The sequence below is a fragment of the Agromyces albus genome (assembly GCF_030815405.1).
Lineage (GTDB): Bacteria > Actinomycetota > Actinomycetes > Actinomycetales > Microbacteriaceae > Agromyces > Agromyces albus_A.
This window is the reverse complement of sequence record NZ_JAUSWX010000001.1, coordinates 1,481,050-1,495,270: the sequence shown is the minus strand read 5'-3', so window position 1 is coordinate 1,495,270 and position 14,221 is coordinate 1,481,050. Positions and strand designations below refer to the sequence as shown.

Annotated in this window: 12 protein-coding genes; 4 read left to right on the top strand and 8 right to left on the bottom strand. The window is 69.2% G+C overall.

Going from position 1 to position 14,221, the window contains the following annotated elements:
• Positions 1–6: 6 nt before the first annotated feature.
• The gene (gene hrcA / locus QFZ29_RS06995; protein ID WP_306893470.1) at positions 7–1,029 is read right to left on the bottom strand and encodes a heat-inducible transcriptional repressor HrcA; all 1,023 of its coding nucleotides are present in this window, start codon (positions 1,027–1,029) and stop codon (positions 7–9) included.
• 190 nt (positions 1,030–1,219) lie between these two features.
• Between hrcA and QFZ29_RS06990 the strand changes: the two genes are divergently transcribed.
• Together QFZ29_RS06990 and QFZ29_RS06985 are read left to right on the top strand one after the other, a co-directional pair.
• A complete protein-coding gene (locus QFZ29_RS06990) occupies positions 1,220–1,654 on the top strand; it encodes a DUF4870 domain-containing protein (protein WP_306893469.1) in 435 nt (144 codons plus the stop codon).
• A gap of 142 nt (positions 1,655–1,796) precedes the next feature.
• The gene (locus tag QFZ29_RS06985; protein WP_306893468.1) at positions 1,797–2,174 is read left to right on the top strand and encodes a DUF4870 domain-containing protein; all 378 of its coding nucleotides are present in this window, start codon (positions 1,797–1,799) and stop codon (positions 2,172–2,174) included.
• Between the two features lie 6 nt (positions 2,175–2,180).
• Here the strand turns inward: QFZ29_RS06985 and hemW are convergent, their stop codons facing one another.
• From hemW to lepA, 3 genes are read right to left on the bottom strand one after another with little or no spacing between them, the layout of a single operon-like run.
• Entirely contained in the window at positions 2,181–3,407 is a 1,227-nt protein-coding gene (hemW, locus tag QFZ29_RS06980) for a radical SAM family heme chaperone HemW (RefSeq protein WP_306893467.1), read from the bottom strand.
• Between the two features lie 2 nt (positions 3,408–3,409).
• Positions 3,410–4,060 (bottom strand): DUF1990 family protein, encoded by a 651-nt coding sequence (locus tag QFZ29_RS06975; protein WP_306893466.1) that lies wholly within the window; start codon positions 4,058–4,060, stop codon positions 3,410–3,412.
• Positions 4,061–4,070: 10 nt separating this feature from the next.
• Complete coding sequence (gene lepA, locus QFZ29_RS06970; RefSeq protein ID WP_306893465.1) at positions 4,071–5,927, bottom strand: translation elongation factor 4; 1,857 nt, start codon at positions 5,925–5,927, stop codon at positions 4,071–4,073.
• A gap of 164 nt (positions 5,928–6,091) precedes the next feature.
• On the opposite strand from lepA, the gene QFZ29_RS06965 reads away from it, so the two are divergent.
• Both QFZ29_RS06965 and rpsT read left to right on the top strand, forming a co-directional pair.
• Positions 6,092–6,922 carry an alpha/beta fold hydrolase gene (locus QFZ29_RS06965; protein ID WP_306893464.1) on the top strand — a complete coding sequence of 277 codons (831 nt, stop codon included), beginning with the start codon at positions 6,092–6,094 and terminating at the stop codon, positions 6,920–6,922.
• Between the two features lie 116 nt (positions 6,923–7,038).
• Positions 7,039–7,299, top strand: coding sequence for a 30S ribosomal protein S20 (gene rpsT / locus QFZ29_RS06960; RefSeq protein WP_129520485.1), 261 nt, complete (start codon positions 7,039–7,041; stop codon positions 7,297–7,299).
• Between the two features lie 103 nt (positions 7,300–7,402).
• On the opposite strand, the gene holA is transcribed toward rpsT, so the two are convergent.
• The 4 genes from holA to leuS form a co-directional block, all read right to left on the bottom strand.
• Positions 7,403–8,431 carry a DNA polymerase III subunit delta gene (gene holA, locus QFZ29_RS06955; protein ID WP_306893463.1) on the bottom strand — a complete coding sequence of 343 codons (1,029 nt, stop codon included), beginning with the start codon at positions 8,429–8,431 and terminating at the stop codon, positions 7,403–7,405.
• A gap of 24 nt (positions 8,432–8,455) precedes the next feature.
• Positions 8,456–10,837 (bottom strand): ComEC/Rec2 family competence protein, encoded by a 2,382-nt coding sequence (locus QFZ29_RS06950; protein ID WP_306893462.1) that lies wholly within the window; start codon positions 10,835–10,837, stop codon positions 8,456–8,458.
• Positions 10,838–11,524 (bottom strand): ComEA family DNA-binding protein, encoded by a 687-nt coding sequence (locus QFZ29_RS06945; RefSeq protein ID WP_306893461.1) that lies wholly within the window; start codon positions 11,522–11,524, stop codon positions 10,838–10,840.
• A 105-nt stretch (positions 11,525–11,629) separates the two neighbouring features.
• Positions 11,630–14,203, bottom strand: coding sequence for a leucine--tRNA ligase (leuS, locus tag QFZ29_RS06940; RefSeq protein ID WP_306893460.1), 2,574 nt, complete (start codon positions 14,201–14,203; stop codon positions 11,630–11,632).
• Positions 14,204–14,221: the final 18 nt, after the last annotated feature.

Genomic DNA, 14,221 nt, shown 5'->3' with positions numbered 1-14,221 from the left:
CGGGGTTCAGCTCTCGCCGAGGGTGCGGGAGAGGTAGCGTGCCACGGCGCGAACCGCCGCCATGCTGTTGGAGTAGTCCATTCGGGTCGGCCCCACGACCCCGAGCCGGGAGATGTCGCGCCCGGGGATCTCGAACGCGCTCGTGACGACCGAGGTCTCCCCGAGGCCGAAGGAGGCGTTCTCACGCCCGATCCGCACGGCGACGCCGTGCTCGTCGGTGGCCATCTCGCCGAAGAGCTTCAGGAGCACGACCTGCTCCTCGATCGCCTCGATGACACCGAGGATCGATCCCGCGAAGTCCTGCTCGGTTCGCACGAGGTTCGCGGCACCGGCGACGACGAGCCGGTCGGTGCGCTGGACGCGCGCCTGCTCGGCGAGCGTCGCGGCGAGCGTGTGCATCACTGCGGCGTGACGGCGATCGGCGGAGCGGACCTCGCCCGAGAGGGCGATCGCGGCATCCGCCATCGTCTCGCCCGCAGCGATGTCGTTGAGGCGCACGCGCAAGTCGGCGAGGGTGTCTTCGTCGACGGGCTGCTCGAGCTCGACGAGTCGCTGTTCGACCTGGCCGGAGTCGGCGATGAGGACGCAGAGCACCCGGTTCGGCGCGAGCGAGACGAGCTCGACGTGCCGCACGCGGGCGCTCGTGAAGCTCGGGTACTGCACCACGGCGAGTTGCTTCGTGAGCTGGGCGATCAGCCGCACGGTGCGTGCGAGGAGTTCGTCGAGGTCGCTCGACTCGCCGAGGAAGGTCTCGATCGCCTGCCGTTGCGCCTGGGTCAGCGGACGCACGTCGGTCAGCTGGTCGACGAAGACGCGGTAGCCCTTGTCGGTGGGGATTCTGCCCGACGACGTGTGCGGCGCCGCGATGAGCTCCTCCTCTTCGAGGAGCGCCATGTCATTGCGGATCGTCGCGGCGGAGACGCCGAACGCATGGCGTTCGACGATCGTCTTCGAGCCCACGGGCTCGCGTGACGCCACGTAGTCCTGCACGATCGCGCGGAGCACCGCGAGACTCCGTTCGGAGACCATGACCCTCGCTTTCCATGCACCGGCTTAGCACTCGTTCTCCCTGAGTGCCAATCATATCGCGACATCCGTGCCGTAGTCGTTGCCAGCCCGCGGGTGTCGGCGCTACCGTATGGGTAATCCGCGCGTCACCACTGGCTGCGAATCTCCTTCACAGTCGCGGTTCATCAGAGAACCTTCGAAAGGCACGCTCATGACCGACCCCAATGCTCAGACTCCCGACCCCAACGTCCCGCCGCCGCAGCAGCCTGCAGCTCCGCAGCCGGTCGCTGCCGCGCCACTGTCGCCTGAGCAGGACATCCAGTGGGGTTCATTCGCACACCTCGGTGGAGTCCTCGGATTCCTGCCGTCGCTCATCATCTGGCTCGTGTTCAAGGATCGTGGCACGTTCACGAACACCGAGGGCAAGGAGGCGCTGAACTTCCAGATCACGCTGGTCTTCGCGTACATCGCGGTCTGGATCGTCACGGCGCTCGTGACCGTCGTCACCTTCGGCCTCGGCAGCGTGCTGTCGCTGCTCGCCTGGGTCGTGTGGATCCTGGGCGTCGTGTTCTCGATCATCGCGTTCCTCCAGGCGAAGGACGGCAAGCACTACCGTTACCCGTTCTCCGTGCGTCTCATCAAGTAGGTCTCATCAAGTAGACGCTCGTCACCACGCGGCCGACGAGCGCGCCGGGGAAGGCGAAATCCGCCCCCGGCGCGCTTGTCTGTGCCAGCATGAGATCGACCGAGTACCGCCCTTCGGCGACACGACCTAGGAGACGCACTACATGTCCGACGCAACACCGCCGCCGCCATCGAGCCCCTACGAGCAGACCAATCAGCTGAACCCAGCCGACGAGAAGCTGTGGTCGATGCTCATCCACCTCGGCGGCATCTTCTTCGGGTTCATCCCCGCACTCGTCGGCTACCTCGTGCTGAAGGATCGCGGACCGTTCGTGCGCGCGCACACCGCGACGGCGCTGAACTTCCAGATCACGATGACCATCGCGATGATCGTCAGCTCGATCCTCACGATCATCCTCATCGGCTTCCTGCTGATGGCGGCGATCGGCGTCCTGATCATCGTCTTCAGCATCATCGCCGCCGTGAAGGCGAACCAGGGCCAGCCGTACTCGTACCCGCTCTCGATCAAGTTCGTGAGCTGAACGGCATCACACCTCGAGCAGGCGCCTGACCACGGCGTCGGCGAGCAGCCGCCCTCTCATCGTGAGCACGAGCCCACCCGAGAGGGCGGTTCTCGCATCAACGAGCCCGTCGGCGATGAGACCGGCGACCGCCGTGCGTCCTTCGGGGCGCAGCGAGCCGAGGTCGATCCCCTCGCGGATGCGGGTGCCGAGCAGAACCCGCTCGGTCTCTCGCGTCGACGCGTCGAGCACCTCGCGGCCGACCGCCGGCGACACCCCGGCGGCAACACGTTCGGCATACGCCGCCGGATGCTTCGCGTTCCACCAGCGCACGCCGCCCACGTGGCTGTGCGCACCGGGGCCGACGCCCCACCAGTCGTCACTGCGCCAGTAGCCGAGGTTGTGCCGTGAACGGTGCGCGGGCGCGGTCGCCCAGTTGCTCACCTCGTACCACTCGTAGCCCGCTGCACCGAGCAGGTCTTCGGCGAGCTCGTACATGTCGGCCTCGAGGTCGTCGTCGGGCGTTGCGAGCTCGCCGCGGCGGATCTGCCTCGCGAGCTTCGTGCCTTGCTCGACGATGAGCGCATACGCGCTCAGGTGGTCTGGTTGTTGCCCGATGGCGGACTCCAGGCTTCGCCGCCAATCGTCGAGCGACTCCCCCGGCGTGCCGTAGATGAGGTCGAGGCTCACGTCGAGCCCGGCATCTCGCGCCCAGTCGACCACGAGCGGCACGCGTGCTGGGTCGTGGGTGCGGTCGAGCGCCGCGAGCACGTGGGGCACGGCGGATTGCATGCCGAACGAGACACGGGTGAATCCGCCGTCGGCGAGGCGCCGCAGGTCGTCGGGCCCCACCGAATCTGGATTGGCTTCGGTCGTCACCTCGACGCCGGCTGCGAAGCCGAACTCGTCGCGAACGGCGCCGAGCATGCGCACGAGGTCGTCGGCAGGGAGCAGGGTCGGCGTTCCGCCGCCGAAGAAGACCGTCTGCGCGGTGCGGTCGGGCACGTCGGATGCCTCGAGCATTCGCCGCGACATCCGGATCTCGCCGATGGCGTGGTCGGCGTAGTCGGCTTGCTTTGCACCGCGTAGCTCACCGGCCGTATACGTGTTGAAGTCGCAGTAGCCGCAGCGCACCCGGCAGAAGGGCACGTGCACGTAGACGCCGAATGCGCGCTCAGCGGCACCTGCGGCCGCGGAAGGCGGCAGCACGCCGTCGGCCGGCGCCGGATCGCCGAGCGGGAGGGCGGAGCCCACGCCTACACGCCACCCGCAGGATGCAGGGCGCGGAGCTCGACGCGAGTGAGCTCGCGCCGCTTCCGCCGCTGGCCGGGCGCGAACAGGCCGCGGATGCCGCCGCGAGTCGCGAGGATCGAGCGGATGGTGAGCCACACGGTGTCGTCGTCGCGTCGCTCGAGGATGAAGGACTCCTCGCCGCTCTCGGGTCCGTCGGCGGTCGTGCCGTAGGCGAAGCCGATGCGGTCGGGCTCGTCGAGCACGTAGACGACGAGTACGGGCGTGGACTGCGTGCGGAAGCGCCCCTTGTGGCGAAGCGTCGCCGTCATGCCGGCTGCGATGTAGGGCGTTCCGTCGGGGCCGAATCGTTCCTCGGCGCGCGGTGCCGGCTGGTCGGCGAGCGGCGAGCCGTCGGCGTCGTAGACGACGCCCGGGTACTGCGCACCGGTGCCCGTGGAGACGTCGTCGACCGTGAAGCCGGCGCCCCGCTGGATGCCCCACGTCATGAGCGATTCCGCGGCCCGCTCGAATCGCTCGATGCCGCTGCCGATTCGCACCGCGTCCTCAGCGGGGCGATAGCCCGCCGGCGGATAGCGCAGGAGATCGGGCGCGAGGGTCGCCCCGATCGCGCCATAGGTGACCGACTGGTCGGTGAACGTGCTTCGGCGAGTCATCCGTCGCCTCCTACTTCTTCGCGTCTTTCTTCTCGGTGTCGCCGCTCAGGGCGGCGATGAACGCCTCCTGCGGCACCTCCACCCGGCCGACCATCTTCATGCGCTTCTTGCCCTCTTTCTGCTTCTCGAGGAGCTTGCGCTTGCGGCTGATGTCACCGCCGTAGCACTTGGCGAGCACGTCTTTGCGCATGGCGCGGATCGACTCGCGCGCGATGATGCGGGCGCCGATCGCGGCCTGGATCGGTACCTCGAACTGCTGCCGCGGGATCAGCTCGCGCAGGCGCCCCGTCATGAGCACGCCATAGGCATACGCCTTGTCGCGATGCACGATGGCGCTGAACGCGTCGACCTGCTCGCCCTGCAACAGGATGTCGACCTTCACGAGATCAGCAGCCTGGTCGCCCGTGGGCTCGTAGTCGAGCGAGGCGTACCCCGCGGTCTTCGACTTCAACTGGTCGAAGAAGTCGAAGACGATCTCGCCGAGGGGCATGTTGTAGCGGATCTCGACGCGGTCTTCACCGAGGTACTCCATGCCGAGGAGCGCACCGCGGCGGCTCTGGCAGAGCTCCATGATCGTGCCTACGTAGTCTTTCGGGGCGAGGATCGCCGCGCGCACCATGGGCTCACGCACCTCGACGATCTTCGCGCCCGTCGGGAACTCGCTCGGGTTGGTGACGGTGACCGTCTTCTTGTCTTCGGTGGTCACCTCGTAGACGACCGACGGAGCTGTCGCGATGAGGTCGAGACCCCACTCGCGGCGCAACCGCTCGGTGACGATCTCGAGGTGGAGGAGTCCGAGGAAGCCGCAACGGAAGCCGAAGCCGAGGGCGACCGAGGTCTCGGGCTCGTAGACGAGCGCGGCATCCGACAGCTTCAGCTTGTCGAGCGCCTCGCGAAGCTCGGGGTAGTCGCCGCCGTCGATGGGATAGATGCCGGAGAACACCATGGGTAGCGGCTCGGTGTAGCCGGGCAACGCCTGAGTCGCGGGCTTCGCGGCCGTCGTGACGGTGTCGCCGACCTTCGACTGGCGCACGTCTTTCACGCCCGTGATGAGGTAGCCGACCTCGCCGATACCGAGCCCCTTGCCGGGCGTCGGCTCGGGCGCGCTGACGCCGATCTCGAGGATCTCGTGCGTGGCGCGCGTGGACATCATCTGGATGCGCTCGCGCGGCGCGAGATGACCGTCGATCATGCGCACGTAGGTGACGACACCGCGGTAGCTGTCGTAGACGGAGTCGAAGATCATGGCCCGAGCCGGGGCATCCGCGTTGCCGACCGGCGCAGGGATGCGCTCGACGACGCGGTCGAGCAGCTCCTCGACGCCGACGCCCGTCTTGCCCGAGACCTTCATGACGTCGTCGGGCGAGCCACCGATGAGGTCGGCGAGCTCGCGCGCGTACTTCTCGGGCTCGGCGGCCGGGAGATCGATCTTGTTGAGCACGGGGATGATCTCGAGGTCGTTCTCGAGCGCGAGGTAGAGGTTCGCGAGGGTCTGCGCCTCGATGCCCTGTGCAGCGTCGACGAGGAGGATCGCTCCCTCGCACGCCGCGAGCGAGCGGGAGACCTCATAGCTGAAGTCGACGTGACCCGGCGTGTCGATCATGTTGAGCGCGTACGACGTGTCGCCGACCTGCCACGGCATGCGCACGGCCTGGCTCTTGATCGTGATGCCGCGCTCACGCTCGATGTCCATGCGGTCGAGGTACTGGGCGCGCATGTCACGGTCGGAGACGACGCCGGTGATGCCGAGCATGCGGTCGGCGAGGGTCGACTTGCCATGGTCGATGTGCGCGATGATGCAGAAGTTGCGGATCAGCGCTGGGTCGGTGGCGGCGGGCACCGGAGGATTGGCGGCTCGAGGGGACATCCCGACGATTCTCCCATGAGTTCCGGCCCTGCTTTCGACGGGTGTCGCGCAAGAGGCCCGTTGGCTAGGCTGGCAGCATCATGACCGTCATCGTGATTGCCGGTGCTCACGTCGTGAAGCACGTCGTAAGGCGCGTTGTGAATGCCACCGAGGCGGGCTGACGGATGCCACGCGCCCGTGTCGTGCTCGTGCACGGTCTCCGCACCTCGGCGACGATGTGGCGGAAGCAGCGCGCCATGCTCGCACGACACGACCTCGACGTGGTCGCGATCGACTTGCCCGGGCACGGAACCCGGCTCGGCGAGCCGTTCTCGTTCGACGAGGCGATGCGCCTCATCGATGAGGGGCTGAATCCGCCCGGCGCGCTCCCGGTACCGCGACTGCTCGTGGGGCTGAGCCTCGGCGGCTACTTGGCGATGGAGTTCGCGGCGACGCATCCCGATCGCCTCGACGGGCTCGTGGCGGCGTCGTGCGGCACCCGCCCCCGTGGTCCGGCACTCGCCGGGTACCGCCGCCTCGCGGCCTTGATCGGGAGGATGCCCGACCGCGGCCGCGCATTGCACGATCTGATGACGCGCCTCTTCCTTTCGCCCGGCGCTGCAGAGGACGTGCTCGCCGGCGGCGTCGCCCTCGACGTCATGGCGCCCGTGCTCGAGGCGGCGGCGTCGATGGACCCCGAGGCGGCGCTCGCCCGCATCGAGGTTCCCGTGTGGCTCGTGAACGGCCGATTCGATCACTTCCGCTTCGATGAACGACGGATGCTCCGTGCTGCACGCGACGCTCGCCTCGTCGTCGTGCCCGGCGCCACCCATCTCGTGAGCCTCGTGCGCCCCGACGACTTCGCGGCCGTCGTGGCAGGTGCCGTGGCCGAACTCGAACGACGCGCCGCGGTGGCCGCACGGCGTCGCCGGATCGCACGCGAATCGGGATCCGCTCAGGATGGCACCGCCTCCGGTGCGCCGTCGACGAGCCGCATTGGTGTGGCCGGGGAGTAGCTGGTATCGTTGCCTGTTGGCTTCCGTGTGGGTCCCACCCCGCACGATTCGCCGGCGAGGCCCCTCTACCTTCGCTCGGCACATCCGGTACCCGCATAGAAGGAAAGACGAACCACGTGGCAAACATCAAGTCGCAGATCAAGCGCATCCGCACTAACCTCAAGGCGCAGGAGCGCAACAAGGCCGTCAAGAGCGAAGTGAAGAGCGCCGTTCGCGCGACGCGCGACGCCATCGCCTCGGGCGACAAGGAGAAGGCGGCCAGCGCCCTCCGCGTCGCGACGCGCAAGCTCGACAAGGCGGCCAGCAAGGGCGTCATCCACAAGAACCAGGCTGCGAACCGCAAGTCGTCGATCGCGAAGCAGGTTGCTTCGCTCTGACGCGAGCCACTCAGCTCGAAGGCCCTGCACGAGAGTGCGGGGCCTTCGTCATTTGCGGCAGACGGCCGGTCGACCTCTGCGGGTGACCTCTGCCGAGGCGACCTCAGCGAGGATCGCGCCCGCGGGAGGCGATGACGCCGACGAGTCGTTCGAGGGCGAACACCGGATCGCGCTCGGCGCCCTTGACCGCCGCATCGGTCGCCGCGAGCGCCTCGATCGCAAGAGCGAGCCCTTCATCGTTCCAGCCGGCGAGATCGCGACGGGCCCGGTCGACCTGCCACGGCGCGAGCCCGAGCGACGAGGCGACCTGCGCTCCGCCGCCACGCACCCCCGACACCTTGGCCATCGTGCGCACCTTCATAGCGAACGCCGCCACCATCGGCACCGGGTCTGCGCCGCTGTCGAGCGCGTGGCGCAAGGCGATAAGCGCGTCTCCACGGCGGCCCGCGATCGCGGCATCGGCGACGGCGAACGAACTGGTCTCGACGCGGCCTCCGTAGTAGCGCGCCACGACACCCTCGGAGATGTCGCCGGGAGCGTCGGCGATGAGCTGTCGACATGCGGCGGCGAGCTCGGCGAGGTCATCGCTGAAGGCCGCCACGAGCGCACGCAGTGCCCCCGGGCTGATCTTGCGACCGGCGGCACGGAACTCGGTGGCGGCGAAATCCTGCTTCTCGGCGTCTTTCTTCAGTTCGGTGCAGACGATCTCGATGCCGCCGCCTGTGCCTGCACGGATCGCGTCGAGCAGCTTCTTGCCGCGCACGCCTCCCTTGTGCCGGAGCACGAGCGTGGTCGAATCGGCGACCTGGCCGAGATAGTCGAGGGCATCGAGCAGGAAGTCGTCGCTCGCGCGTTCGACGGCCTGCACTCGGATGAGCCGTGGTTCGCCGAACAGTGAGGGGCTCGCGAGGGTGAGGAGCTCGCCGCGGCGATACCCGTCGGCCTCGAGGTCGCTCACCTCGAGCGCGGGATCTTCTGCGCGGAGGAAGTCTCGGAGCATCGTCGTGGCACGTTCGGCGAGGACCTCTTCGCCGCCCGTCACGAGCACGACCGATGCGGGGCGGATGCCGTGCCACGGCAATTGCGGGATCGCCGCCTTCGCCTTGACCGATCCACTCGCGCGTGCCGCCACAGCACCTCCCGTTCCGTGTCAAGTCTACGGTCGGGCACCGACGCCGCCCGCGCCGCGTTCCGTCCACAGCTCGAAGCCACCGTCGTTCGCCGTAAGCACCGCGGTGCCCGCGCGGTCGGTGCGCACGACGGCGGTGCCGGCGTCGGCGAGGAGGTCGAGGAGCCGGTCGGTCGGATGTCCGTAGCCGTTGTCGGCACCGACGCCGATGAGCCCCACCGTGGCGCCGAGTTCGTCGTACAGCGACTCGCTCTGGTCGGCCGACCCGTGGTGCGCGACCTTCACGAGATCGACGGCGCCGAAGTCGGCCGACGACAACATCCGCGATTGCGCGCCCTCGCCCAGGTCGCCGAGGAACACCCCACGGTAGCCCGGCGCGTCGACGTCGAGCACGACACTCGCATCATTGCCGGGGAGCGCACCGGGCTTCGGCCACACCACCTTCCACCGCGCATCGCCGAGTGTGCCCCGATGTCCGGCGACGACTTCGATCGCAGCGGCTCCCCCGCTCGTGAGCGGACCCAGCACGCGGCTGGAACGCTCGCCGTCGAGTGGGCCGTGGATCACCGTTCCGACTCGTCCGACGACGGCCTGCGCTCCCCCGGCGTGGTCGGCGTCCCAGTGCGTGACGACGAGCAGGTCGATGCGATCGATGCCGAGGAGCGCGAGGCATCGCTGCAGCGCGGCAGGCTCAGGGCCGGTGTCGATGAGTGCCGTCTCACCCGCGGACCGCAGGAGCACCGCGTCGCCCTGCCCGATGTCGCAGGCCGCGACATCCCACTCGCCGGGCTTGGTGACGAAGCTGACGGCCGGTGCGCCGACGAGCATTCCGAACGGGATCGCCACGGCGAGGATGAGTGCCGTCCACGCCGAAGCCCGGAGCCTCGGTCGACGCCTGCGTGAGAGCGCGAGCCAGAGCGCCACTGCTGTGCACGCCGACAGGAGCACCGCGCCCGGGGCATCGGGCAGCCACGGCAATCGCCCCAATGGCATCGCTGAGGCGCCGTGCGCGACGAGCGCGATCCAGCTCGCGGGCAGCCACGCGAGCTGGAGGCAGGCGAATCCGACGGACGGCAGCACCGGCAGGAGGAGACAGCCGACGAGGCCGACGACCGTTCCGAGCGGCGCCGCCGGTGCCGCGAGCAGGTTGGCCGGCACTCCGTAGAGCGCAAGACCGGGATCGAGCAATACGAGCACGGGCTGGCACGCGAGCTGGGCGGCGAGCGGCACGCCCAGGAGCGCGGCGAGCGGCACGGGCATCACCCGCGCGAGCACCCCCGTGAGCGGCGCGGCGAGCAGCAACAGCCCGGCGGTCGCGCACACCGAGAGTGCGAATCCGTAATCGCGCGAGAACCACGGGTCGAGGGTGAGCAGTGCCACGACCGCGAGCGCCAGGGCGGCGATGCCACCGCCCTGGCGGCCCGACGCGATCGAGGCGAGCACGACGACGGCCATGGCGCCGGCCCGGACGACACTCGACTCCGGTGTCACGAGCACGATGAAGCCGATCAGGGCGAGGAGGGCGATCCCGACGCGGATCCACCGGGCGAGGCCGAGGGCCGCCGCGAGAGCGAAGGCGGCCGCCGTGACGATCGCGCAGTTCGCGCCCGACACTGCCGTCAGGTGGCTGAGGGAGCTCGACTTCATGGCGGCGTCGAGTTCGGCGCTGACCGCACTGGTGTCGCCGATCGCGAGTCCGGGCACGAGCGCACCGCCATCGCCGCTGAGCGCGCTCGCTGCCGCCGCGAATCCGCTGCGAAACCCCGCCGACCAGCCGAGCCAGGGTGGCGGAGCAGCCGTGATCTCGAGCTCGGTTACGGGCCGCAATCGGAACGCCGCAGCCTCCGCTGCAGGAAGCGCCGCGACACGGGCATCGAACGCCACGAGTGCACCGAGATCGAGTCCGTCGCTCGGGGCCGAGCCCATTGCCGTCACCGGCACCGCCGGTACGGCACGACCATCGACGGCGATGAGGCGCCCCTCGAGGCGCACCGGAGGATCCGCCGCCGGATCGAACCAGAGGGCGGGGGCAGGGCGTGGCGCCGTCGTGAGCTCGATCACGACGGCGGCCGTGCTGTGCTCTGCTGCGATGCTCTGCAGGGGCGAGTGCTCCCGTGCGTCGAGCCCCAGAGCCGCCGCCGTCGAGACGAGCCCGCACGCGGCGAGCGACACGAGCGCCGTCGCGGCGAAGGGCACGATCCGGCGCGCCCGAGCCGGCCTCGGGATCTCGATCGCGTTGCGCCTTCGCACGAGCAGGATGCCGGCCAGCACCGCGGTCGTGAGGCCGGCGACCGCCCAGCATGCCCCGGCGAACAGCCATGGCGCGATGCCGGCGTCGGGGGCGGCGACCGCACCCCAGGCGGCCACCCAGGCCGCTGCGGCGGGCACGAGCAATCGAAGGTCGCGCATTCAGAGACTCACGCGATCGACGAGCCCTGCGAAGACGGCGTCGCCGATGCCCGTGACTTCGAGTAATTGCTCGACGCTCGTGAACGGTCCGTTCGCGTCACGCCAGTCGATGATGCGCTGCGCGAGCGCCGGTCCGATGCGGGGCAACGTGTCGAGCGCGGCGAGATCGGCCGTGTTCAGGTGCACGACGCCGTCGCCGGCAGTGCCCGATCCACTCGAATCGGCGGCCGAACCGGCGGCAGGGCCGGGCGGCGGCACCTGCCCGATCGCGAGCACCACGAGTTGCTCGCCGTCGACCACGGGCCGCGCCAGGTTGACGCCGGCCGGATCGGCCTCGGCCGTGAACCCGCCAGCAGCCGCCACGGCGTCGACGACGCGCGAGCCGGCCGCGAGCTCGACGAGCCCCGGCTTCGCCACGGCACCGAGCACGTGCACGAGCAGCGTGGTCGTGGCCACCTCTTCGACCGGAGCGTGATGTCCCGCGGCATCCGCCGCCTCGCCTTCGACGGCGTCGATGCGCCCTTGGCCACCCCCGCCGCTCGCGCCGAACGAGAGCATCGCCGCCGCCGCGACCGCGACGACGAACAGCACGACGGCGGCACCCACCGCGATGCGAACGCGCGGGCCGGCGCGCCGAGCGACCGGGTCGAGCGCATCGAGCAGCTGGGGGTCTGGACTCGCGGGCATGCCCGCACGCTAAGCGAGCCAGACCGAACGGATCGCGCGCTCGATCAGGTCAGCGAACACCTCGGACCCTCGAGCCGTTGTCGAGGGCGAGTCGGCGCCTGCCGGTCAGGCGCGCGTGGCGATGTTCACGAGTCGCGGAGGGCGAACGATGACGTTCACGATCTCGCGTTCGCCGATCGCACGGGCGACGCCCGCCGAGGAACGGGCGAGCAACTCGAGCTCATCGCCCGACACCTTCGGCGAGACCTCCAGCCGATCGCGCACCTTGCCGTCGACCTGCACGATCGCGGTGACCGACTCCTCGACGAGGAGTGCCGGATCGGGCTTGCGCCACGGCACGAGTGCCACGGTGGGCTCGTAACCCAGCCGCTCCCACATGTCTTCGGCGGTATATGGCGCGAAGAGATTCAGGATCATGGCCGTGACCTCGGATGCCTCCCGCACGGCGGCATCCGCTGCTCCGGCACCCGAGTCGATCGCCTTGCGCGTCGCGTTCACGAGTTCCATGAGCCGGGCCACGACGACATTGAACTTGAAGGCCTCGATGAGGCTCGGCGCATCGGCGAGCAACCGGTGCGTGATGCGGCGCAGCGCAGGATCGCCGGACTTCCATTCGATGTCGGGGCTCGAGGTGACCTCGCCCGAGACCCGCCACGCGCGCGCGAGGAATTTCGCGGCACCGACCGGCGAGACATCCGCCCAGTCGATGTCGTCTTCGGGCGGCCCGGCGAACGCGAGCGTCACCCGCAGTGCATCGGCGCCATGGGCCGACAGCTCGCTCGCGAACTCGACGAGATTGCCCTTCGACTTCGACATCTTGGCGCCGTCCATGATGACCATGCCCTGGTTCAGGAGCGACGTGAACGGCTCGGTGAAGCTCAGGTAGCCGAGGTCGAAGAGCACCTTGGTGATGAATCGGGAGTAGAGCAGATGCAGGATGGCGTGCTCGACGCCGCCCACGTACTGGTCGACGGGCATCCACTTCTCGGCCTCGGCCGGGTCGAACGCGATCGTGTCGTCGTTGGGGTTCAGGTACCGCAAGTAGTACCAGGAGCTGTCCACGAACGTGTCCATGGTGTCGGAGTCGCGGCGGGCATCGCCGCCACAGTTCGGGCAGGCCACCTTCGACCACTCTTCGGCGGCGCCGAGCGGGCTCGCGCCCTTCGGCTTCAAGTCGAGCCCCGCGGCATCCGGCAACCGGACCGGGAGCTCGCTCTCGGGCACCGGCACCTCGCCGCACTCGACGCAGTGGATGATCGGGATCGGCGTTCCCCAGTAGCGCTGGCGGGAGATGAGCCAGTCGCGCAGCCGGAAGTTCTTCGACGCCCTGCCGAGACCGCGCTCGGCGAGCAGCTCGATGACCCGGCGGATCGCGTTCGATTTGCTCAGGCCGTCGAGCGGGCCGGAGTTGATGAGCCGGCCCTCGCCCGGGAGCGCGATGCCAGTCGATGCCGGATCGACCGGCTCGTAGTCGTCGGGCAGCACGGGGTCGCCGTGCTCGTCGAGCGGGATCACGGGGATCACGCCCGTGACGGGCGCATTCGTGTCGACCACGACCCGCACCGGCAGCCCGAAGGCCCGAGCGAAGTCGAGGTCGCGCTGGTCGTGGGCGGGCACCGCCATGATCGCGCCGTGGCCGTAGTCGGCGAGCACGTAGTCGGCGGCCCAGATCGGCAACCGCTCGCCATTCACGGGGTTCACCGCGTAGCGCTCGAGGAACACGCCGGTCTTCGGGCGTTCGGTGCTCAGTCGGTCGATGTCGCTCTCGGCGCGCACGGAATCGAGGTAGCCCTGGAACCGCGAGCGCACCTCGTCGGATGCCTCGGCGGCCAGTTCGGCGGCGAGTTCGGAATCGGGCGCCACGACCATGAAGGTTGCGCCATAGAGCGTGTCGGGTCGCGTCGTGAACACGGACACGCGCTCATCGCGCCCTTCGATCTCGAACTCGACATCGGCACCGGCGGAGCGGCCGATCCAGTTGCGCTGCATGGAGAGGACCTTCGACGGCCACGCCCCCTCGAGCTGGTTGAGGTCGTCGAGCAGCCGGTCGGCGTAGTCGGTGACCCGGAAGTACCACTGCGTGAGTGCCTTCTTCGTCACCACGGCGCCGCAGCGCTCGCAGTGCCCGTCGATGACCTGCTCGTTCGCGAGCACGGTCTGGTCGTTCGGGCACCAGTTCACCTGCCCGGCCTTGCGGTAGGCGATGCCCTTCTCGTAGAGCTTCAGGAAGAGCCACTGGTTCCACTTGTAGTACTCGGGGTCGCTCGTGTGCAGTTCACGCGACCAGTCGAACGACGGCGCATACTGGCGGAACGAGCGCTTCTGCTGCTCGATGTTGTCGTAAGTCCACGGCCGCGGATCGATGCCCCGCTTGATCGCCGCGTTCTCGGCCGGCAGGCCGAAGGAGTCCCAGCCGACGGGATGCAGCACGTCGAAGCCCTGCTGGCGCCAGTAGCGAGCGACGGTGTCGCCGTAGCCGAAGGCCTCGGCGTGCCCCATGTGCAGGTCGCCCGACGGATAGGGGAACATGTCGAGGATGTACTTGCGCGGCCTCGTGTCGCCGGGCCGGCCGGCACGGAAGGGCTGCAGCTCTTCCCAGACGGGAAGCCACTTCGCCTGGATCGAGGCGAAGTCGTACGCGCCGGCGTCGGCGTGTGCTGGGTCCTGATCGTGTGCCACGTGACTCTCAATCGTGTG